Here is a 19,639-nt window from a genome sequence, read left to right as displayed (position 1 = left end):
AGACTACCCACCGTGGTCGGTGCCGACGCCACCGCCGGCCGTCCGGACCGTGCACGCGTTGAGCGGGCGCAGATGCTTGTCATGTTTACTAAAGGGGTCTAGCGTCGTCGCATGCTCATCCCGCCCGGCGCCCGGGCCGGCGCGCTCGTCTGGCGCCTGTCGACCCGGTGGCGCACCGCCGTCGACCGCGCCGTGGCACCCCACGGCCTGACGCACGCCACGTACGTCGTGCTCACGACGCTCTTCGCGATGCGCGGTGCCACCCCGGCAGGAGAGGACCCGGGCGCGCCGAGCCAGCGTGCCCTCGCCGAGGTCTCGGGCCTGGAGCCGATGTACGTCTCTCGGCTCGTCCGCACGCTGGAGGCCGACGGCCTGGTGGCCCGCAGCCGGGACGACCAGGACTCCCGCGTCGTCCGCCTGGAGCTGACGGAACGCGGTCTGGCCGTCGTCCGCCCGGCGATGCGCACGGTCCAGGCACTGCTCGACCAGCTGCTCGCGCCGCTCGGCGGTCGCGACAGCCCGCGCAGCGCGGAGCTGGTCGCCATGCTCACCGCGCTGCTCGACGCGCCCCTCGACGCACGACCCGACACACCGCCCGACACGCCCCTCGACCCAGGAGCCATCGATGCCTGACGTCCCCGTCCTCGGCTCGACCCTGCACTTCACGGAGTCCTCGACCGGTGCCCCCGGTGCGGCTCCGGTCGTGTTCCTCCACGGCAACCCGTCGTCGTCGTACACCTGGCGCCGGGTGCTGCCGGCCGTCGGGCACGGCCGGCTGCTGGCGCCGGACCTGATCGGCATGGGCGCGTCCGGCAAGCCCGACCTCGCGTACACGTTCGCCGACCACGCGCGCTACCTCGACGCCTGGTTCGACGCCGTGCTGGGGGACGAGCCGGCGGTCCTCGTCGGTCACGACTGGGGCGGGGCGCTCGCGATCGACCGCGCGGCCCGGTTCCCCGAGCGGGTCCGCGGCGCAGCGCTGTTCGAGGCCGTGCTCCGGCCGGTACGACCCGAGCACCTGTCGCCGCAGGCGCGGGCGCGCCGCGAGCTCGTGGCGTCTCCGCAGGGCGAGGTGATGTTCCTGGACCAGGACACGGCCGTCCGCCAGGCCTACACGGGCGGCGTGCTGGCCCCGGCCTCCGCGGAGGACCTCGCCGCGTACCTCGCGCCCTACCCCACGCGGGAGAGCCGTCGCCCGCTGCTGGCCTGGGCTCGCCAGCTCGGCGCGCCGCCCCCGGAGCTCGTCGCACGGCTCGAGCGGGCAGGGGTCTGGCTGCAGGACTCCTCGGACGTGCCGAAGCTGCTGCTCGCCTTCGAGGGCTCCCCGACCCTGCTGCTCGACGAGCCCGCGGTCGCGTGGGCGCGGGAGACCATCTCTGCGCTCGAGGTCGAGCACCTCGGTGCAGCAGGCCACCACGCGACCGAGGACAGGCCCGTCGAGATCGGCCGCGCGGTCGGGGCGTGGCTCGACCGCCACGCCCTGCGCTGATCGCGCCGGCTGGTCAGCGGCCGGTCTGCTCGTCCGCGAGCAGCGCGTCGGCCGCGTCCGTCACCTCGTCGACGGTGACGCGCTCGAGCGCCGGGTCGAGGTCCTCGCCGTGCGGGTCGCCCCGGTAGGGCGCGGGCTCGCCGTGGGCCGCCGGGAGCACGTCCTCGCCGTGCCAGAGGACGACGTGCCGGTCCGGCTCGATCGCCGGCCCCCACAGCGCGGGCGGCGTCGGGCCGAACAGCACGACCGACGGCGTCCCGTACGCCGTCGCGAGGTGCGCGACGCCCGTGTCCCCGCTCACCACGAGGAGCGCCGTCGCGACGACGTCGGCGAGCGCGGGGAGGTCGAGCACCCCCGCCGCGTGGTCGACGGCGCCGCGACGCGTGCGCGCCCGGTCGCCGGTCGCGCTGCCGGTCGGTGTGTCGGTCGGCGAACCGGTCGGGACGGGCGCGTGCGCGTCCGTCGCCTCCGCGACCACCCGTTCGCACAGCTCGCGCTCGTCCGCGCTGCCCGTGACGACGACGTCGTACCCCGCGTCCGCGAGGTGCCGCACCACGGCGGCGAACCGCTCGGCCGGCCACCGCCGGGAACCCGACGCGGCGCCCGGGTGCACGACGACGTGGGCGTCGCGCGGGGCGGGTGGCTCGAGCCGCAGGTCCTCGCGCGCGCACTCGCCCCCGGCGGAGGTGACGAGCCGGCACCAGCGGTCCACCTCGTGCTCGTCCCGGTCCCACGCCGGTCCGTCGACCCCGGCCTCGCCCGACGCGAACGCCACGAGCCGGTCCGGCTCGGTCGCGAGCAGCACGCGGTGGCTCTCCGGCCCGCTGCCGTGGAGGTTCACCGCCACGTGCCCTGCCGCGGGCATGCCGGTGACGGTCTCGGCCTCGTCGACCCAGCGCAGGGGCGCGAGGCCCCTCGTCGGGACGACGCCGTCGACGAGCCCCAGCCCTACGAGCCAGGAGCCGACCTCGGCCGGGGCGGCGAGGAGCACGCGCCGTCCCGGCCACGCGCGTCGGATCCCGCGCAGCGCGGGGATCGCGGTCACCGCGTCGCCGAGCCCCAGCGCGCGCAGCACGAGGACCGTGCCCTCGTCCTCACCCTCGACGACCGCGGGCAGGTCGGGGGCCAGCTCGGTCGCGCCGTCGCTCACGGCCACGACGTCTCGCCGGAGGCCATCACCAGCATCTCGCGGATCTCGCAGCCCACGGGCTGGCGCAGCGCGGTGACGACGGCGGCCGCCGTCGCGCGCGGGTCGTTGAGGTCGGCGTCCGGCCCGGGCTTGTACTGCTCGGTCCGGCCGTCGAAGAACGCGGTCCGCATGCCGCCCGGGACGAGGCACGTCACGCCGACCGTGCCGGCGAGCTCGGCGGCGAGCGCCTGCGAGAAGCCCCGCACCGCGAACTTCGACGCGCAGTAGGCGGTCGCGTCCGAGACGCCCTTGAGCCCGAGCGTCGAGGCGACGGTCACGACGGTCCCGCGCCGCTCCGCGAGGTAGGGGATGGCGGCGCGCACGACGGCCACGGTCCCGAAGAGGTTGACGCGCACGACGCGCTCCCACGTCTCGACGTCGATCTCGTCGAGCCGCCCGCACGCGTCGGTCCCCGCGGCGGTGACCACGGCGTCGGGTGGGCCGACCTCGACCGCGAGCCGATCGACGGCCGCTGCGGCTGCCGCGGAGTCGGACAGGTCGACGATCGCGTGCAGGCCGCCGTTCGCCGGGGCGACCCGGTCGAGCACGACGGGCTTGCCGCCCGCGGCGGTCACGGCCTCGACGAGCGCCGCACCGAGGCCGCTCGCGCCGCCCGTGACGTAGACGGTGCCGACCTCGCGGGGCACGGGGAGCGGGGAGTCGGCGGGCTGCTGGAACGTGGGGGAGGTCATGCGGAGGTCTCCTTCGGGGTCGGGGAGGTGGTCGGGACGGGAGCGCGGTCGGTGCCCGGGTGGCCCTCGGGGCCTGCGCCGGGAGCGGCGGCGGGCGCGTAGCGGCCCGAGCGCTCGAGGATCGAGGTCGTGGAGCGGCCGGCCACGTAGGGCAGGACGACGACGCGCCCGCCGTGGCCGCGGACGACCTCCGCCTCGGGAAGCGTCTCCTCGGTGTAGTCACCGCCCTTGGCCCACACGTCGGGACGCAGCGCGTCGAGCGCGGCGCGCGGGTCGTCCTCGTCGAACACCACGACGGCGGACACGCAGTCGAGAGCGGCCAGGACCCGCGCACGGTCGGACTGCGCGACGACGGGCCGCTCGGGCCCCTTGAGCCGCCGCACGGACGCGTCACCGTTGAGGAGGACGACGAGGTGGTCGCCGAGCCGGGCCGCGGCCTCGAGCGTCGCGACGTGCCCGGCGTGCAGGATGTCGAAGCACCCGCCCGTCGCGACGACGGTGCCGCCGAGCGCGCGCAGGCGCTCCCCGACCTCCTGGGGCGTCGGCGCGTCGCTCCGCGCGACGCCGCGGGGGTCGCCGTCGGCGAAGGCACCGCCGGCGACGGACCTGCCCGAGCCGGCCGGCTCGCCCGACCCCGTGGTGCCGGACGGCCCGGTCCGGTGCGCCGCGCCGCCGACCTGCCCCGAGGTCTCCGCGCGTCGCCGGTAGCCCTCCGCACCGCCCGTGGCGACCCACGTGGACGCGACGTCGACGCCGCGCGCCACGGCGTCGACGAGGCCGGTGCCGCGCGCGAGCTCGGCCGCGACGGTCGACGCGAAGCGGTCGCCCGCGCCGCACGGGTCGCCCGCGACGGCCGTCGCCGGGACGTAGGCAGGCTCGCCGGTCGGCCGCGCGACGAACGCGCCGCGGTCGCCTGCGGTGACGCAGACCGCGCCGACCTCCCAGCCGCGCGCGAGCGCCTGCGCGAGACCGCCGAGGTCGTCGGGCGACGCCTCGATCCCGAGCGAGTCCGCGGCGTCGAGCGCCTCGGCGAGGTTCGGCGTGACGAGCGCGGCGCCGGGCACCGGGCGCCCGCCGCGCGGGTGCGGGTCCCACACGACCGGCGTCGACGTCGCGGCCTCGGCGAGCAGGTCGCGCAGCGGGCCGTCGTGCGTGGTGCCCGCGCCGTAGTCGGAGACGAGCACGACGGCCGCGTCGGCGAGCGCCGTGCGGACCCGCGCGACCGGGACGTCGACCGGGCGGGCGGGGCCGCCGTCGTCGACGCGGACGACCGTCTGCCCGGCCGAGCGCACGCGCGTCTTGCGGCGCGTCGTGCCCTCCTGCGGCACGGCCACGACCTCGACGTGCCGGCTCAGGAGGCCGCGGAGGTCGCGCCCGGCGTCGTCGTCGGCGAGGGGTGCGACGAGACGCACGCGCGCGCCGTCGGCCGCGAGGAGCGCGGTGAGCCCGGCGCCGCCGGGGCTGCGCCGCACACCGAGGGTGTCGACGACGGGCACGGGCCCGTCGGGGGAGAAGCGCGTCACCTGGCCGTCGACGTCGCGGTCGAGCAGGACGTCTCCCACGACGACGACGCGTGGGCGGTCGTCCGCCGGCGCAGCGGTCTCCGGCGAGACCCCCGGTGTGACGCCCGGAGAAGCCCCTGGCGACACAGCCGGTGCGGTCACCGGCTCCGGCACGGGCTCGCCCGAGGCCCCGGTCTCCCGCTGCCGGACGTGCGCGTCGAGCGCGGCGCACAGCGCGTGGGCGACGACGAGGTGCAGCTCCTGGACGGACGACGTCGAGGCGCCCTGCATCGCGAGCGTGTCGTCGCACGCGGCCGAGAGCCCGCACGGGCTCGGCCCGGTGAGGGCCCACGTCGTGAGGCCGAGCTCGCGCCCGCGGTGGGCGGCCGCGACGACGTTCTCGCTGTTGCCCGACGTGGACAGCAGCAGCAGGACGTCGCCCGGGCGGCCGTGCGCGGCGACCTGCCGCGCGTACATCTCGCCGATCCCGTAGTCGTTGACGATCGCGGTGAGGCTGGAGGTCTCGGCGTGCAGGCTGATCGCGGACAGCGGCACGCGCTCGCCCTCGAACCGTCCCACGAGCTCCGCGGTGAGGTGCTGCGCCTCCGCGGCGCTGCCCCCGTTGCCCGCGACGAGCAGGCGCCCGCCCCCGAGCACGACGTCGGCGAGGTGCTCGCCCCACGCGTCGATGCGCCCGGCCTCGGCGAGGAGCAGGTCGAGGCCCTGGTGGAGGTCGTCGGCGTGCGCGCGCAGCCAGCGCTCGGCCGCGGTCATCGGGCGCTCACCGCCCGCACCGGACGGCCGTCGGGCGCCATGTCGGGAGGCGTGGTGGTGGGCGTGGCGGTGGGTGTGGCGGTACGCACCGCGGGGGGCACCGGGCCGTGCGCGGTCCTCGTGTCCCGTGCGGCCGACCGCCGACCCTCGGCGACGACGCGCTCGTACGACTCCAGCGTGCGCGCCGCGACGGTCGTCCAGCCGTACAGGCGCTCCGCCCGGACCCGTGCCGCCGACCCGAGGCGCTCGCCGAGCGCCGGGTCGTCGGCGATCCGCCGCAGCGCCGCGGCCAGCGCGGCCGGGTCGCGCGGAGGGACCAGCAGGCCGGTGCGGCCGTCGACGACCGAGTCGAGCAGGCCGCCGACGGCGGCCCCGACCACCGGGCGTCCGCAGGCCGCGGCCTCGAGCGGGACGATGCCGAACGGCTCGTACCACGGGTCGCACACCACGACGTCGGCCGTCTGCATGAGGCCGCGCACGTCGTCCTGCGTCACGCTCCCCACGAGCCGGACGCGGTCGAGGACGCCGAGCGCGTCGGCGAGCTTGACCAGGCGGCGCGCCTCCTCGTCCTCCTCGAGGTGCGCGGCCGGCGGCCCGCCGGCGACGACGAGCTCCGCGCCCGGCAGGTCGGGCAGCGCCTCGATGACGGTGTCGACGCCCTTGCGCTCGACGAGGCGACCGATCGACAGGAGCCGCAGCGTCCCCGGTTCGCGATGCCGGTGCACGGAGCGCCGCGGGCCGGGGCGGAAGCGCCCGATGTCGACGCCGCACGGCACGACGTCGACGCGGTCCGGGTCCGCGCCGAGCGCGACGAGCTCGGCGACCTCGTCGCTGCACGTCGCGACGATGCGGTCGACCCCGCGGCACAGCAGGCGCTCCCGCGCGACCCGCTCGCGCGGGCTCGTGTCCCGCGCGCCCTGGTGCCGCCGCTTGACCGAACCGAGCGCGTGGAACGTCTGCACGAGCGGGATGCCGAGCGGGGGCGCGGACAGCAGGCCCGCGATCCCCGACATCCAGAAGTGCGCGTGCACGACGTCGGGCACGGCGTCCGGGACGGCCGGGTCCGACCAGCGGCGCAGGAGGTCCGCGCCGAACGCGTCCATGTGGGGGAGCAGCTCGTCCTTGGGGACGGGGACCGGGGGACCCGCGTCCACGTGGACGACCTCGACCCGCGGCGCGAGGGGCACCCGCTCCGGCAGCGAGGCGTCGTCGCGGCGGGTGTAGACCTCCACGTCGTGCCCCTGGGCGCCGAGCCGCGTCGCGAGCGACGCGACGTGGACGTTCTGGCCGCCGGCGTCGACGCCGCCCAGGGCGGCGAGCGGGCTGGCGTGCTCGGAGATCATGGCGATCTTCATGAGGTCACCTCCTGGAGGACCGTGTCCCAGCGGTGCAGGAACCTGGCGTGGGAGTAGTGCTCGAGGACGTGGGCGCGCGCGGCGGAGCCGTGCTCGCGCGCCTCGTCCGGGTCGGCGAGCCAGCGGCGCGCGGTCGCGACGAGCTCGTCGGGGCGGGAGCTGAGCGTCCCGGCGGTGGGCGGCACCGCGACGGGTGCCTCGGTGGTCGGGAGGGCGAGGACGGGCATCCCGAGGGCCATCGCCTCGAGGAGCGACAGGCCGAGGCTCGTCCAGCGGTAGGGGTGCAGGTAGGCGCGCGACGTCGCGAGGCGCGCGTGCATCGCGGCCTGCGGGACGTCGTCGTGCAGGCCGTGCGTGCGGTGACGGGCGGTGCCTGCGGTGACGGGTGCTGCGCCGGGCGCGTCCAGGTGCTCGGCGAGCTTGCCGACGCCCATGCCGTACACGTCGAGCGGCACGTGGCGGCCCACCTCGACGAGGACGTCGGTGCCCGCGACGCGCCAGCGCCGCACGGGCTCGTTGACGACGACGCCGACGCTCGCCCGCTCACCCGAGTAGAGGTGGCCGGGGTCGGGGATGCCGTGGTCGACGACGAGGGTCCGCGCGTCGCCGGTGTCCCACATGAGCGCGTTGAACGCCGTGACGTGGACGATCGGGACGAGGCCCTCCTCGACGACGTCCAGGTCGGCGAGCGGGTGGCGCGTCGAGGCGGCGTGGCCGGTGGGCGCGTTGTGCTCCACGTAGACGGCAGGGACGTCCCGGCCGGGGACGAGACCGGTCCAGCGCCGCAGCAGCTCGACCTCCTCGGGACGCTGCAGCACGACGACGTCGATCCCGCCGCCGGCCGCGAGGTCGGCGAGCTGCTCGGGCGTCGCCTCGCGCACCGTCGCGGGCCAGTCCCACGTCTGCGCGCGACCGCGACCCTCGGGCCCGCGGTCCGCGACGACGGGGACGACGTACTCGTGCTCGCCGGCGACGAAGGCCGTGGCCCACGAGCCGTGCACGTGCCAGACGAGGATCCTCATGCGACGACCTCCGCGGTCTCGGGCGCCGGCCCGCGGGCGGGTGACGCGTCGGTCGGGTGGTGCTGGGGCGTCCGGAAGGGCTCGCCCGGCGGGCCGGCCGTCGAGCCGGGAGCGAGCCGCGCGACGGCGTCGACGACCTCCTGCGGGTCGACGCCCGTCAGGCACGGGTGGCCCGGGACGGGGCACTCGCGGGCACGCGAGCCCTGGCACGCCGCGGACCGGTCGCCGAGGACGACCGTCGGCACACCCCACGGCGCCCAGCGGTCGGCGGGCACGACGGGCGAGAAGAGCGACACGACAGGGGTCCCGACGGCTGCGGCGAGGTGCGCGGGACCGGTGTTGCCCACGACGACGCACTGCGCACCCGCGAGCACCGCCGCGAGGCCGGGGAGGTCCGTCCGGCCGGAGAGGTCGACGACACGTGCGGCGCCGCGTCCGGCGACAGGTCCGGCGGCGACGTGCGCGGCGAGGTCGGTCTCGCGCGGCCCGCCCGTGACGACGACGCGGTGGCCGCGCTCGACCAGGGCGGCGACGACCGCGCGCGCGTGGTCGGGCGACGGGGCGCGGGCGGGCACCGACGCGCCCGGGTGCACGACGACGTACGGCGCGTCGTCGTCCGCGCCCGCGGCGTCGGTGGGGACGGGCAGGAGGTGGCGCACGTCGGGCAGCGGCCCGCGCACGCGCAGCCGGTCGTCGCCCGGGGCGGAGGGGAACCCGGCGGCGCGCGCGAGGTCCAGAGCGGCCTCGACCTCGTGCAGGCCGTCGGGTCGGCGGTGCCGCACGTCGAGCAGCGAGCCGGGGTAGTCGTCGCTGGTCCCGGCGACGTGGGGGATCCCGGCGAGCCGGGCCAGCAGCGCCATGGGCAGCGGGCTCTGGTGGAACGACGTGAAGACCACCGCGGCGGCGTACCGGCGCGCGGCGAGCGTCTCGACCAGGGCCATGACCTCGGCGCGGTCGAGCGGCGGCGGGTCGTACCCGGACCACGGCGCGTCGAACGTCAGCACGTCGCGCACGCCGGGAAGCAGGCCTGCGGCCGCGCGACCGGCCGACGACGCGAGCACGTCGACCTGGCCCCCGCGGGCCGCGGCGCCCGCCGCGAGGGCGCGGACCGCCGGCCCCGTGAGGAGCACGTCGCCGTCGCTGTCGAGCCGGACGGCCAGCACGTCGGCGCTCATGACCCACGCCCCCCGAGATCGGCAGATCGGCGCGAGATCGGCAGTCGCGGGCTGCCGATCTGATGCGATCCTGCCGATCTCGACGTCACGCCCTCAGGCGGCGCGGCGTGGCGCCGGTCGTCGAGCATCGTGACCGCGGCGGCGAGGTCGGGGGCGACGCGCGGGGCGGCGTCGACCTCCTCCGGGCGGGTGACCGGCGTCGGGACGAGCACCGGCACGGCGCCCGCGGCGACCGCGGCCCCGACGTCGGCCCCGATGTCGCCGACGACCGCGCAGCGCCACGGCGGCACGCCGAGCTCCGCGGCGGCGGCGAGGACCATGCCGGGCGCGGGCTTGCGGCACGCGCACGCGTCGTCGGGCCCGTGCGGGCACACCTGCCACGTGTCGAACGGCCCGAGCAGCTCCTCGACGCGCGCGTTGACGGCGTCGACCTGCTCGCGCGTGAGCAGGCCCCGGGCGATGCCCGACTGGTTCGAGACCACGCCGACGCGCACGCCGCGCGCCCGCAGGTCGTCGAGGACCGCGCGCGCGCCCTCGACCGGGCGGACCTCGGCCCGGTCGCCGTTGTAGGGGACGTCGTGCACGAGGGTGCCGTCGCGGTCGAAGAGGACGGCGGCGAGCGGCGGCGGCCACGGGTCGAGGCCGCGCCGCGCCGCGACGGTCCCGGCCACGCGGTGGCGCACGGCCGCGAACGGGATCGCGGCGCTCGTCCAGAGCATGCGGCGCAGCTCGGCACCGAAGACGTCGTCGCCGGGTCGCGGGCCGGGCGCGAGGCGGCGTCGCGCGAAGTCGAGGGTGAGACCGGCCCATGCCGCGGCGCCGAGCGCGGCGACGCGCCGTCGACGGGCGAGCATCCCGGCGACGCCGACGCCCGCCGCGGCGACCGTCGCGACGTGCCACGCCAGGCGGCCACGGCCCGTCTCGGCACGCTCGCGCCAGTCCGGCCCGTGCAGCGCGCGCATCGTCGCGTCGTCGCGCGTCCCGGCCTGGACGCGCAGGCTCACGCCGTCGTCGGTCGGGCGGACGGGGTGGGTCGTGGTGCGGGTGCCGCGCTCGAGGTTCCAGCCGGCGTCGCGGACCCGCAGCGCGAGGTCGGCGTCCTCGCGGTAGGCCCGGGGGAACCGCTCGTCGAACCCGGACACCTGCTCGAGCGCCGCGCGGCGGTACGCCATGTCGGCGGTCGGCCACAGCGCGTCCTGCAGGCCCGCGGTCCCGCGCTCCCAGTCGGTGGGACGGCGGTCCGTCGGCAGCGGCACGTGCAGGCGACCCTGGACGCCGCCGGTGCGGTCGTCCGCCGCCGCGAGGTCGGCCGCGAGCAGCCCGGCCCAGCCGGCGGGCAGCTCGACGTCGTCGTCGAGGAAGACGACCCACGGCGCGGAGGTCGAGCGCCACCCGGCGTTGCGCGCCGCCGCAGGGCCGCGGCCGCCCGTGCGCACGACCCGCGCGCCGAGACGGTCGCCGGCCTCGCCGAGGTCCAGTGGTCCCGGAACGGAGGATCCGGTCGCGCCCCGGCCGGGCAGGGGGAGGCGGCGGTCGTCGGCGACGACCACCTCGGTCGGAGCCGGCGCGCTGGGGGACGACTCCGCCTGCGCGGCGAGCGTCTCGAGCAGCCGCAGGAGCGAGGGCCGGCCGATCGACGGGACGACGACGGCGTAGGGGTCGCGGGCCAATGCCCCCGGCCGACCGGCTCCGGCCTCCGGGGCCGCCGCGTGCCGGGGCGTCGTCATGCGTGCTCCTCCCCGTCGTCGCCGCCGGCGCCGTCCCCGCCGGCGAACACGTCGGCGCGCCGCACGAGGTGCGGGCCGAGCACGAGCAGGTCGACCGGCGCGGACCCGAAGAGCTCGAGCGCGTCGCGCGGGTCGTCGACCATCGGGCGGCCCGCGGTGTTGAGGCTCGTGTTGACGACGACGGGCAGTCCCGTGCGGTCCTTGAAGGCCCGGATCATGGCCTGCAGGCGCGGCGTGGACTCGTCGACCGTCTGGATGCGCGCGGTCCCGTCGACGTGCACGACGGTGGCGATCCGGTCCCGCCACTCCGGCGCGACGTCGTGGACGAAGAGCATGTACGGGCTGGGGATCGGGCCGCCGCTGAAGATCTCCGCCGCGTCCTCGAGCAGCACCATCGGCGCGACGGGGCGGAACTGCTCGCGGCCCTTGACGTCGTTGAGCCGCTCGAGGTTCTCGACCGGGCCCGGGTTGGCGATGAGCGAGCGGTGGCCGAGCGCGCGCGGGCCGAACTCGGCGCGGCCGTCGAACCATGCCACGACCCCGTTGTCGGCGAGGACCTGCGCGACCTCGCCGGGCAGGTCGTCGGGGGTCGTGAACGGCACCTTCGCGGTGCGCAGCCAGCCGGCGAGCTCGTCGTCGGTCCAGGATCGTCCCAGGGCGGCCGAGCCCATGGGCTCGACCGTGTCGCCGGCCTCGGCCGCGAGCTGCATCGCCGCGCCGAGCGCGGTGCCGGAGTCGCCCGCGGCGGGCTGGACCCACACCTCCTCGAACGGCGTCTCGCGCCAGATCCGGGAGTTCGCGACGCAGTTGAGCGCCGTGCCGCCGCCCATCGTGAGCACGCGGTCGCCGGTCTGCCCGTGCAGCCACGTCGCCAGGTCGACCAGGACCTCCTCGAGCCGCGCCTGCACCGACGCCGCGAGATCGGCGTGCTCCGCGAGGCCGCCGTGCTCGGTGCCCCACGTGCCGTCGTCGACACGTCGCGGCGCCCAGCGCGTCCAGTCCGGGGCCTCGGCGACGAACCCGCCGTCGTCCGTGGCGTGGAGGATCTCGCGCAGGTCGTCGAGGAACCGCGGCTCGCCGTACGACGCGAGCGCCATGACCTTGTACTCGTCGCTCGACCGCAGGAACCCGAGGTGCTCGGTGAGCGACTCGTAGACCAGGCCGAGGGAGTGCGGCAGCTCCTGGCTCGCGAGCACCTCGAGCCGGCCGTGGTCGTAGCGGCCCGCGAGGTGCGACGAGCGCTCGCCGCGCCCGTCGAGCGACAGCACGCTGGCCACGGGGAACGGCGAGGCGAGGGCGGCCGACGCCGCGTGCGCCACCTCGTGCGGCACGAACCGGACCGCGGCGGGGGACAGGCCGGGCAGCGCCGTCGCGATGAACTGCGGGGCGCGCTCCGCGTACTGCACGCGCAGCCAGTCCCACGGGTCGGGCAGGCCCATCTCCTCGGCGGGCTTCGCGAGCGCCGGGTCGAACGAGTAGGCGACGGCGTCGAGGTCCTGGGGCCGCAGCCCGCCGGCCTCGAGGCACCAGGCCATCGCCTTCTCGGGCAGCTCCCACGCCGCGAACGGCACGGGCCGCTTGCCGTGCTTGCGCCGGGAGAAGCGTTCCTCCTCCGCGGCCGCGACCACGCGGCCGTCGACGACGAGCGCGGCGGAGGGGTCGTGGAACAGGGCGTTGACGCCGAGGACGCGCATGGGCTGGCGAGCCTTCCTCGATGGGGCCAGGCTCGTGGTGCGCCTCGAGAATCCGTGGGCGCTCGCCTGACGCGTACGGGTCGGCTCTGCTGCAACCCGTCCTCACCCTGACCCCGAGAAGCGCTTCTCGCACCTCGGCCCCGCACGGACAGGTACTTCTCCTCGTGTCATCCCCTCTGGAGGACCGCATGACGACGACCTCGACCTCACGTCCCGCCCTCGACCCGCACGCTGCGCCGACCGCCGTCTCCCCGGGTGGACGCCGGCTCGAGCGCACCGACCCCGCGACCGGCCGTCCGGGGACCCCGGTGGAGTGCGCCGGACCGGACGAGGTCGACGCCGCCGTGCGCGCCGCCGTCGCGGCATGGCCCGCGTGGCGCGCGACGCCGCCGGGCGAGCGTGCGGCTGCGCTCCGTGCCGCCGCGACGGCGGTGCGGGAGGCCGCCGACGAGCTCGGGGCGCTCCTGCGCGCGACGACCGGTCGACTCGAGGGCGAGGCGCGCGCGTCCGCGGAGGTCGCGGCGGAGCTCTTCGAGGAGGCCGCCGTCTCGGGCCTCGGCCGGTCCGGGCGCGTGCTCGCCGGGGACCCGACGGCGCTCGACGTGGTGCGCCGGGAGCCGCGCGGCGTCGTCGCGGTGATCACTCCGTGGAACGACCCGTACCCGGCCGCCGCGGGGCTGATCGCCGCGGCGCTGGTCACGGGGAACGTCGTCGTCCACAAGCCGTCGGAGCGCAGCGACGCCCCGGGCGTGCGGCTCGCGGAGCTCGTCGCGGGCGCCCTGCCGCCCGACGTGCTCCGCGTGGTCAGCGGCGACGGTGCGACGGGCGAGGCGATCGTCGCGCACGACGACGTGGCGCTCGTCGCGCACGTCGGCTCCACCGCCGCGGGGCGCCGCATCGCCGCGACCGCGGGCGCGCGGGGTGCGAAGGTGCTGCTCGAGAACGGCGGCAAGGACCCGATCGTCGTCGACGCCGGGGTCGACCCGGCGCTCGCGGCCCGCCAGATCGCGACGGGCGCGTTCACCAACGGCGGGCAGCTGTGCACGGCGGTCGAGCGCGCGTACGTCGTGGAGGACGTGGCCGACGCCGTCGTCGCCGAGCTCGCGCGCATCGCCCAGGACCTGCGGGTCGGCGACCCGGGCGACGAGGCGACCTCGATGGGGCCGCTCGTCGACGAGGACCAGCTCGCCGTCGTCGACGAGCACGTGCGCGGTGCGACCGCCGCGGGCGCCGAGGTGGTGACCGGCGCCGAGCGGCTCGACCGGCCGGGCTCGTTCTACGCCCCGACCGTCCTGGACCGCTGCCCCGACGACGTCGCGCTCCTCACCGAGGAGACGTTCGGCCCCGTCGTCCCGGTCGTGCGGGTCGCGGACTTCGAGGAGGGTCTGCGCCGCGCGTCGGCGTCCGCGTACGGGCTCGCGGCGACGGTGCTCACGCCGTCGCTCGCCCACGCCCTGCGCGCGGCCGACGTGCTCGACGTCGGGACGGTCAAGGTCAATGCCGTGTTCGGCGGCGCGCCGGGCGGGTCCGCAGACCCGCGCCGCGGCAGCGGCGGCGGCGCGGGCTACGGGCCGGACCTGCTCGACGAGCTCACCGTCCGCAAGGCGATCCACCTCGAGGGCCTCGCCTGAGTCCTGCCGCGCGTCGCGCCCGCCGGTGCGACGCCCGGCCCAGCCGAGCGCCGGCTGCCGAACCCCGGGTCGAGCGGCTCTCACAGGGCTGATGACCGCACGACCCGGGGTTCGGCAGGTGACCGCACCCGACTGAGGCGTCAGCGGGCGTCAGCTGCCGGCCTCGATCGCCGTCGGGGTGGCGGAGTGGCTCACCTCGATGCGGCGCGGCTTCGCCTCCTCCGACACCGGGATGGTGAGGGTCAGGACGCCGTCGGCGTAGGACGCGCCGATCTGGTCGAGCGCGAGCCCGCGGCCCAGGGTGACCTGGCGTGCGACGGTGCCGGTCGGGCGCTCGCGGAGCAGCCACTGGCCCTCGGCAGAGCGCGCCGTCCGCTCGGCGCGGATCGTCAGCGTCCGGTCCTCGCACGAGACGTCGATGCTGCCGGGGTCGATGCCGGGCAGGTCCACGGCGAGGACGTAGTGGTCACCCTCGCGGAACAGGTCCATCGGCATCGTGGGGGCGTTCCGCGAGCTCAGGGCCAGCGAACCGAACAGACGGTCCATCTCCTGGAACGGGTCCCAGTAGGTAGCCATCGCGCATCACCTCCTCGACGAGGCCGCGCACCGCGACCTCGACCGCGATCAGTGCGCCGGGCCTTCCGGCGTCACCTGGCTACAGCACCACTATTAGCACTCGACGGGGCCGAGTGCCAAGAGGTGGTGGCCGAGAGCTTCGAGGCTCCTCAGGCGGGCTCGCCGCTGCGGTACCCGTTCACCTTGTGGGTGCCGTCGCACCACGGGGGGATCGCCGTGCCGCCGCACCGGCAGAGCGCGACGGTCGCCCGGTTCCGCTCGATCTCCCGGCCGTCGGCGTCCACCAGGCGCGCGGGGCCACGGACGAGCAGCGGTCCGTCCGGGCAGGCGGTGACCGTCACGTCGTCGTGCGCGGGGCGGGTCACGAGGCGCCCCGTCCCGCGGCACGGGCGCGCAGCGCGGGGATCGGGTGCGCCGCGCGGCGCAGGCGCGTCCCCGCGTAGGGGACGCCGCCGAGCGTCCACCACCCGAGCGCGAGCCACGCGCACAGCGCGCGCTCGACCACCCACGCCGGCGCCCACAGGGCGGCGGTGGCGGGGAACGCGGCCGTCCCGCCCGCACGCCGGCGGCCGGCCTCCGCGAGCACGACGGCGCCCGTCATCAGCACGAGGAGGACGGCCCACCCCGCCGACCGGGTGAGTCCGCGTCCGCGGACGCCGCAGAGCACGCCGGCGCCCAGCACCGGAGCCACGGCGAGCTCGACGGCGAGGCGCGCCGGCTGCGCCAGCGAGTCGTAGGCCTGGCGCACCCGTTGCTCGGCGAAGCGGCGCACGTCGGGCGGTCGGCGGGGGACCACGAGGTCGACCGCGTGCACGACGCGTCCGCCCCGCGCGACCAGCGTGCGCTCGAGCTCGAGGTTCTCGAACAGCACACGGGCGTCGTAGCCCCCGGGCCCGAGGGCGTCGCGCCGCAGCGCCGCCGTGCCGGCGTAGTCGTGGCCGACGGCCCGGTTGACGAGCGACCGGGCGGTGTCCCAGCGCGCGTGCCACGGCATCGGGTCGAACACGTTCTGCGGCACGACCAGGTCGGCGTCGTCGAGCAGCCCGAGCGCGCGGTCCAGCGACGGACCGTCCCACCGGACGTCGTCGTCCGCCACGACGACGCGCGGCTGGGCCGTCGAGGCCAGCCCGGCGAGGACCCCGACGACCTTGCCGTTGGTCCCCGGCGGGACCGGCGGGACGGCCACGAGCCGGGCGGCCCCCGCCCACGACGCGGCGTGCCGCGCCCGGACGTCCGGCGGTGAGCCGTCGGCGACGACGACGGGCAGCTCGCGCGCGAGCCGGCGCAGGTAGGCCGCGAGCTCCGCGAGCTCGCCGTCGTCCACCGCCGGGCGTCGGAGCGGGAGGACGTAGACGGCGTCAGTCCTGGGCACGCGCCGGCTCCCCGGGCTGTCGAGGCTCAGCCGCGAGCGGCGTGCGCAGCGCGGACAGGCCCCCCTGCCAGCGCTCCAGGGCGTACGCGGCGACGTCGCCCTCGACGGCGAGGCAGGCCGCGGCGCCGAGGAGGACGTCGTCGCACAGCGCCGGCTCCTGCTCGACGAGCCGGCCGGCCAGGTCACGCGCGGCGATCTGCTCGTGGACGGCGTCCGCCTCGACGTGCTCGTCGAAGTACCACGTGGTGCCCTCGTCGTGGCCGAGCCGTCGGAACCCGTTCCCGTACAGCCGGCTCGGGACCGACGACGTCATCTCGAACGCCGCGAGGTGGCCCACGATCGCTCCCCGCAGGCGACGGTGCAGACCGAACAGCGACATCGTGTTGAGCGCGACGAGGACCGGCGTGGGCACGGCGTCGACGTACCGGCCGTACGTGTCGTCCAGCCCGACCCCGCGCATCGTGCGCGCGAACAGCTCGGCATGCATGCGACCCGGCCGTCCGCCGCCGTACTCGTCCGCCTGGATCTCGACGAGCGCGGCCTTCGGCGCACCGGCGAGCCGTGGGACCGCCCACGTGTGCGGGTCCGCCTCCTTGAGCTGGTAGAGCGACTTCAGCGCGAGCAGCTCGCGCACCTGCGCGTCGTCGGCCCGCTTGGCGACGTAGCGCGACAGGCTCGGCCCGTCGTCCTCCGCGGCGAGCTCGAAGAGCCGCCGTGCCACCGTCGCGGCGTCCGTCCCCGGGCAGGCCGGGCTCCCGGCGCGCTCGCGCACCGCGGCCTCGAACGGCCGCTCGATCGTGGCGCGCACGGCGAGCAGCGACGGCTCCCACTCCCACGCGTCGTCCACGCCGTCGACGCCCCGGTAGTGCAGCTCGTAGAGGACCGTGAGCGTGAGCTGGAGGTCCTCGTCGTCGAGCACGTCGCGGCCCGACGTCGCCCGGTGCAGCCGGTCGGCCACGGTCGCCCGGACCGCCTCGAGCCGGACGTCGGCCGACTCGTCCGACGAGCCGTCCGGCGGGCCCGCCGTGAGCGCGGCGAGCAGCGCGGTGCTCACGGGCCCGCGGGGGGCAGGGAGCGGCAAGCGGGTGGAGGCGGCGGTCGCGGTGGTGGCCGCGTCGGCGGCGCCGGTGCGTACCGGGGTCGAGGTCATCGGGGCGCTCCAGGGTCGCGGGAGAGGCGCCCCTGCTCGACACCACCGTCATCCTGCGCCTGGCGCGCCGCGCTCGCTCGCCGGGAGGCGCGGACGCTCGGACCGTGGGGCCGCGCGGACCTGCGCACCCGCCGACGTCGCACACGCACGGGCGCGCGAAGGCCCGGGCGACGGGGTCGCCCGGGCCTCCGACGTGCTCAGCCCTCCGTGGCCTGCGAGCGGACGTCCTGGGCGGCCTCGCGCCCGTGCTCGCCGACCGAGCGGGCCGCGTCCTTCGCGGAGTCCGCGACCGCCTGCGCGCTCTCCTTCGCGGGCTCCTTCAGGTCGTCGACCATCTCGGTGGCCGTCGCCTTGACGTCGTCGACGAGCGGCGCCGCCTTCTCCTTGACGGTCGTCGCGGCGCGCTGCTCCGTGCGGCTCGCCGGGATGAGCGAGGCCGCGACCAGACCGAGGCCGAAGGCCACGAGGCCCACGGCGAGCGGGTTGCCCTGCGTCTGCTCCCGGACCGCGCGGGGGGCCGAGCGGGCGGTGTCGGCGACCGACGACGCGGCGCCGCGCGCGGAGTCCGCGACGGACGACGCCGCCTCGCGACCGCGGTCCGCGAGGTCGTGCGTCGTGTCGCGCGCGGAGCCCGCGGTGTCGTGGGCGCTGCCCATGACGCGGTCCTTCACGGAGCCGACGCCGGACTTCACGCGGTCGACCTGACGCCGTGCCACGTTGCCGGGGCTCACCTTGTCGCCGAGCGCGTCGACGTCGCGGCTGAGGTCGCTCCGCGTGCGCTCGATGTCGGCGCGGATCTCCTCCGGGTCGCTGGTGCTCATGAGTTCTTCTCCTCGTGTCCTCGGACGGCGTTCGGGATCTTCTTGATCGTGTCGGCGGTCTCGGGCATGCCCTCGACGGTCTTGAGCTGCTTGCGACCGACCGCGGCGAGGACGGCCGCGACCACGGCCCACAGGACCGCGACCACGAGCGCCGACCAGCCGTGGCCCATGACGGTTCCCAGCGACCACCACAGGGCGATCGACAGGAACAGCAGGACCATGTGCCCCGCGACGCCCGCGCCGGCGAGCATGCCGGCGCCCTTCCCGGCGCGCTGCGCCGACTGCTTCGCCTCGGCCTTGGCGAGCTCGACCTCCTGCCGCATGAGCGTGGAGAGGTCGCGGCTGACCTCGGCGACGAGCTCGCCGACGCTCTGCTGCTCGGGCGGGAGGACCGGGTCCGCCGGGACGGCGCCCGCGCCGAGGCCCGGACCGCCGGTCCCGAGGTCCGGCCCCGTGGCGGCGGCGTGCCGCGACGTGCTCGCCGCGGCGAACGGGTCAGGTGCGCTCGACATCGGCCTCACCCCCGAGCGTGGAGGTCCCCGCGGCGCCGCCCGTGGGCGTCGGCGGGAATGACGGCGGCGGCGTCGGCTCCGCGGTGGTCGGCTGCTCGGGATCCGGCACGAGCGCGTCGTCCCCGAGTCCGTACGTGCCGGTCGTGCGGGCACCGGGCTCCCCGCCTGCCACGCCGGACCCGGACACCCCGCCGGCCGTCGTGCCGACGGACCCGGTCGTCGCCCCGGTCGCGTACGCGGAGCCCGTGCCGTAGCCGCCGGTGCCGTAGCCCGTCGTCGTCCCCGTCGACCGGTAGTCCTCGGTCCCGTAGCCCGCGGTCGCCCCGGTCGTCCCGTAGCCCTCGGTGCCGTAGCCGGTCGAGCCGGCGCCCTCGGACCGGTCGGGTCCGGTGTCGGACGCGTCCTTCGCGCCCCGCAGGAGGCGGCCGACGACCAGGCCCGCCCCGGCCGCGATCGCGATGAACAGGCCGGGACGCCGGCGCGCGAAGTCCTCGACGTCGCGCAGGACCGACGAGGGATCGCGCTCCTCGAACCAGTCCGCGACGCGGCCGGTCGCGTCGCCCGCGCGCTGGACGAGGTCGCTCGCGTACCCCGGGTCCTGCGTGCCGTCGGCCATCTGCCGCAGCTCGTCGCCCAGCGAGCGCAGGCCACCGGCGAGGCGTTGCTGCTGCGACGACGCCTGCGTGCTCAGCTCGTCCCGCGTCTGCTCGACCAGACCTCGAGCGCGGTCCTTCGCCTCGTGCGCGACGTCGCGCGCCTTCTCCTTCGCGTCACCGGCGACCTCGCGCCCGGCGTCGCCCGCGTGGGACGCCGCGTCGCCGACCCGGTCCTTGACCCCGGTCGCGTGCTTGCCCCCCGTGCCCCCGTCGTCCGGCGTCGCGGAACCCGGCGAACCGGGGCCGGTGCCGTAGGGAACGTTCGTCTCGCTCATGGTCGGACTCCTGTCGTCGTCCTCGCC

General features: G+C 77.1%; 18 protein-coding genes. 3 read left to right on the top strand and 15 right to left on the bottom strand.

The features are described 5' to 3' along the window. Positions 1-111: 111 nt before the first annotated feature. Positions 112-633, top strand: coding sequence for a MarR family winged helix-turn-helix transcriptional regulator (locus tag NFS20_RS16335; protein WP_251152861.1), 522 nt, complete (start codon positions 112-114; stop codon positions 631-633). Beyond that, positions 626-1,489 carry a haloalkane dehalogenase gene (locus NFS20_RS16330; protein WP_251152860.1) on the top strand — a complete coding sequence of 288 codons (864 nt, stop codon included), beginning with the start codon at positions 626-628 and terminating at the stop codon, positions 1,487-1,489. Before NFS20_RS16335 ends, NFS20_RS16330 begins: the two co-directional genes overlap by 8 nt. A gap of 13 nt (positions 1,490-1,502) precedes the next feature. Here the strand turns inward: NFS20_RS16330 and NFS20_RS16325 are convergent, their stop codons facing one another. Genes NFS20_RS16325 through NFS20_RS16280 form a run of 8 tightly spaced genes read right to left on the bottom strand, consistent with a single transcriptional unit; the run spans position 1,503 to position 12,619 of the window. Beyond that, positions 1,503-2,645 carry a glycosyltransferase family 9 protein gene (locus tag NFS20_RS16325; protein ID WP_251152859.1) on the bottom strand — a complete coding sequence of 381 codons (1,143 nt, stop codon included), beginning with the start codon at positions 2,643-2,645 and terminating at the stop codon, positions 1,503-1,505. After that, the gene (locus tag NFS20_RS16320; RefSeq protein ID WP_251152858.1) at positions 2,636-3,370 is read right to left on the bottom strand and encodes an SDR family oxidoreductase; all 735 of its coding nucleotides are present in this window, start codon (positions 3,368-3,370) and stop codon (positions 2,636-2,638) included. Before NFS20_RS16320 ends, NFS20_RS16325 begins: the two co-directional genes overlap by 10 nt. Further along, positions 3,367-5,646 carry a PfkB family carbohydrate kinase gene (locus tag NFS20_RS22305; protein WP_353050472.1) on the bottom strand — a complete coding sequence of 760 codons (2,280 nt, stop codon included), beginning with the start codon at positions 5,644-5,646 and terminating at the stop codon, positions 3,367-3,369. Before NFS20_RS22305 ends, NFS20_RS16320 begins: the two co-directional genes overlap by 4 nt. Beyond that, positions 5,643-7,001 carry a glycosyltransferase gene (locus tag NFS20_RS16305; protein ID WP_251152857.1) on the bottom strand — a complete coding sequence of 453 codons (1,359 nt, stop codon included), beginning with the start codon at positions 6,999-7,001 and terminating at the stop codon, positions 5,643-5,645. Before NFS20_RS16305 ends, NFS20_RS22305 begins: the two co-directional genes overlap by 4 nt. Beyond that, a complete protein-coding gene (locus tag NFS20_RS16300; RefSeq protein WP_251152856.1) occupies positions 6,998-8,023 on the bottom strand; it encodes a glycosyltransferase in 1,026 nt (341 codons plus the stop codon). The genes NFS20_RS16305 and NFS20_RS16300 overlap by 4 nt, the downstream gene beginning before the upstream one ends. Then, the gene (locus NFS20_RS16295; protein ID WP_251152855.1) at positions 8,020-9,198 is read right to left on the bottom strand and encodes a glycosyltransferase family 9 protein; all 1,179 of its coding nucleotides are present in this window, start codon (positions 9,196-9,198) and stop codon (positions 8,020-8,022) included. Before NFS20_RS16295 ends, NFS20_RS16300 begins: the two co-directional genes overlap by 4 nt. Then, positions 9,195-10,925: an HAD-IIIA family hydrolase gene (locus tag NFS20_RS22300; protein WP_353050471.1), complete on the bottom strand. Its 1,731-nt coding sequence runs from the start codon at positions 10,923-10,925 to the stop codon at positions 9,195-9,197. The genes NFS20_RS16295 and NFS20_RS22300 overlap by 4 nt, the downstream gene beginning before the upstream one ends. Next, entirely contained in the window at positions 10,922-12,619 is a 1,698-nt protein-coding gene (locus NFS20_RS16280) for a carbamoyltransferase family protein (protein ID WP_251152854.1), read from the bottom strand. The genes NFS20_RS22300 and NFS20_RS16280 overlap by 4 nt, the downstream gene beginning before the upstream one ends. Before the next feature lie 188 nt (positions 12,620-12,807). On the opposite strand from NFS20_RS16280, the gene NFS20_RS16275 reads away from it, so the two are divergent. Beyond that, entirely contained in the window at positions 12,808-14,250 is a 1,443-nt protein-coding gene (locus NFS20_RS16275) for an aldehyde dehydrogenase family protein (protein WP_251152853.1), read from the top strand. 150 nt (positions 14,251-14,400) lie between these two features. Here the strand turns inward: NFS20_RS16275 and NFS20_RS16270 are convergent, their stop codons facing one another. The 7 genes from NFS20_RS16270 to NFS20_RS16240 all read right to left on the bottom strand — a co-directional run bounded on the left by NFS20_RS16270 (position 14,401) and on the right by NFS20_RS16240 (position 19,612). Beyond that, positions 14,401-14,826 (bottom strand): Hsp20/alpha crystallin family protein, encoded by a 426-nt coding sequence (locus NFS20_RS16270; protein WP_251152852.1) that lies wholly within the window; start codon positions 14,824-14,826, stop codon positions 14,401-14,403. A 149-nt stretch (positions 14,827-14,975) separates the two neighbouring features. Further along, the gene (locus NFS20_RS16265) at positions 14,976-15,191 is read right to left on the bottom strand and encodes a CDGSH iron-sulfur domain-containing protein (RefSeq protein ID WP_251152851.1); all 216 of its coding nucleotides are present in this window, start codon (positions 15,189-15,191) and stop codon (positions 14,976-14,978) included. Continuing rightward, positions 15,188-16,198 (bottom strand): glycosyltransferase, encoded by a 1,011-nt coding sequence (locus NFS20_RS16260; RefSeq protein WP_251152850.1) that lies wholly within the window; start codon positions 16,196-16,198, stop codon positions 15,188-15,190. The genes NFS20_RS16265 and NFS20_RS16260 overlap by 4 nt, the downstream gene beginning before the upstream one ends. After that, positions 16,185-17,348 carry an iron-containing redox enzyme family protein gene (locus tag NFS20_RS16255; protein WP_251152849.1) on the bottom strand — a complete coding sequence of 388 codons (1,164 nt, stop codon included), beginning with the start codon at positions 17,346-17,348 and terminating at the stop codon, positions 16,185-16,187. The genes NFS20_RS16260 and NFS20_RS16255 overlap by 14 nt, the downstream gene beginning before the upstream one ends. Before the next feature lie 197 nt (positions 17,349-17,545). Further along, a complete protein-coding gene (locus NFS20_RS16250) occupies positions 17,546-18,169 on the bottom strand; it encodes a DUF3618 domain-containing protein (RefSeq protein ID WP_251152848.1) in 624 nt (207 codons plus the stop codon). After that, positions 18,166-18,681, bottom strand: coding sequence for a phage holin family protein (locus tag NFS20_RS16245; RefSeq protein WP_251152847.1), 516 nt, complete (start codon positions 18,679-18,681; stop codon positions 18,166-18,168). Before NFS20_RS16245 ends, NFS20_RS16250 begins: the two co-directional genes overlap by 4 nt. Then, complete coding sequence (locus NFS20_RS16240; protein WP_251152846.1) at positions 18,665-19,612, bottom strand: hypothetical protein; 948 nt, start codon at positions 19,610-19,612, stop codon at positions 18,665-18,667. The genes NFS20_RS16245 and NFS20_RS16240 overlap by 17 nt, the downstream gene beginning before the upstream one ends. Positions 19,613-19,639 lie beyond the last annotated feature (27 nt).

The sequence above is a fragment of the Cellulosimicrobium sp. Marseille-Q4280 genome, from assembly GCF_943181405.1.
In the GTDB taxonomy this organism is placed as follows: domain Bacteria; phylum Actinomycetota; class Actinomycetes; order Actinomycetales; family Cellulomonadaceae; genus Cellulosimicrobium.
Note: the sequence above shows the minus strand (reverse complement) of the source record. Positions and strands in the feature narration are given on the sequence as shown.

Coding starts and splice junctions, on each gene's coding strand:
- NFS20_RS16305 (WP_251152857.1), bottom strand. CDS start 7,001: ATGAAGATCGCCATGATCTCCGAGCACGCCAGCCCGCTCGCCGCCCTG.
- NFS20_RS16250 (WP_251152848.1), bottom strand. CDS start 18,169: ATGAGCACCAGCGACCCGGAGGAGATCCGCGCCGACATCGAGCGCACG.
- NFS20_RS16240 (WP_251152846.1), bottom strand. CDS start 19,612: ATGAGCGAGACGAACGTTCCCTACGGCACCGGCCCCGGTTCGCCGGGT.
- NFS20_RS16275 (WP_251152853.1), top strand. CDS start 12,808: ATGACGACGACCTCGACCTCACGTCCCGCCCTCGACCCGCACGCTGCG.
- NFS20_RS16245 (WP_251152847.1), bottom strand. CDS start 18,681: ATGTCGAGCGCACCTGACCCGTTCGCCGCGGCGAGCACGTCGCGGCAC.
- NFS20_RS16280 (WP_251152854.1), bottom strand. CDS start 12,619: ATGCGCGTCCTCGGCGTCAACGCCCTGTTCCACGACCCCTCCGCCGCG.
- NFS20_RS16295 (WP_251152855.1), bottom strand. CDS start 9,198: ATGAGCGCCGACGTGCTGGCCGTCCGGCTCGACAGCGACGGCGACGTG.
- NFS20_RS22305 (WP_353050472.1), bottom strand. CDS start 5,646: ATGACCGCGGCCGAGCGCTGGCTGCGCGCGCACGCCGACGACCTCCAC.
- NFS20_RS16270 (WP_251152852.1), bottom strand. CDS start 14,826: ATGGCTACCTACTGGGACCCGTTCCAGGAGATGGACCGTCTGTTCGGT.
- NFS20_RS16330 (WP_251152860.1), top strand. CDS start 626: ATGCCTGACGTCCCCGTCCTCGGCTCGACCCTGCACTTCACGGAGTCC.
- NFS20_RS16320 (WP_251152858.1), bottom strand. CDS start 3,370: ATGACCTCCCCCACGTTCCAGCAGCCCGCCGACTCCCCGCTCCCCGTG.
- NFS20_RS16255 (WP_251152849.1), bottom strand. CDS start 17,348: ATGACCTCGACCCCGGTACGCACCGGCGCCGCCGACGCGGCCACCACC.
- NFS20_RS16335 (WP_251152861.1), top strand. CDS start 112: ATGCTCATCCCGCCCGGCGCCCGGGCCGGCGCGCTCGTCTGGCGCCTG.
- NFS20_RS22300 (WP_353050471.1), bottom strand. CDS start 10,925: ATGACGACGCCCCGGCACGCGGCGGCCCCGGAGGCCGGAGCCGGTCGG.
- NFS20_RS16300 (WP_251152856.1), bottom strand. CDS start 8,023: ATGAGGATCCTCGTCTGGCACGTGCACGGCTCGTGGGCCACGGCCTTC.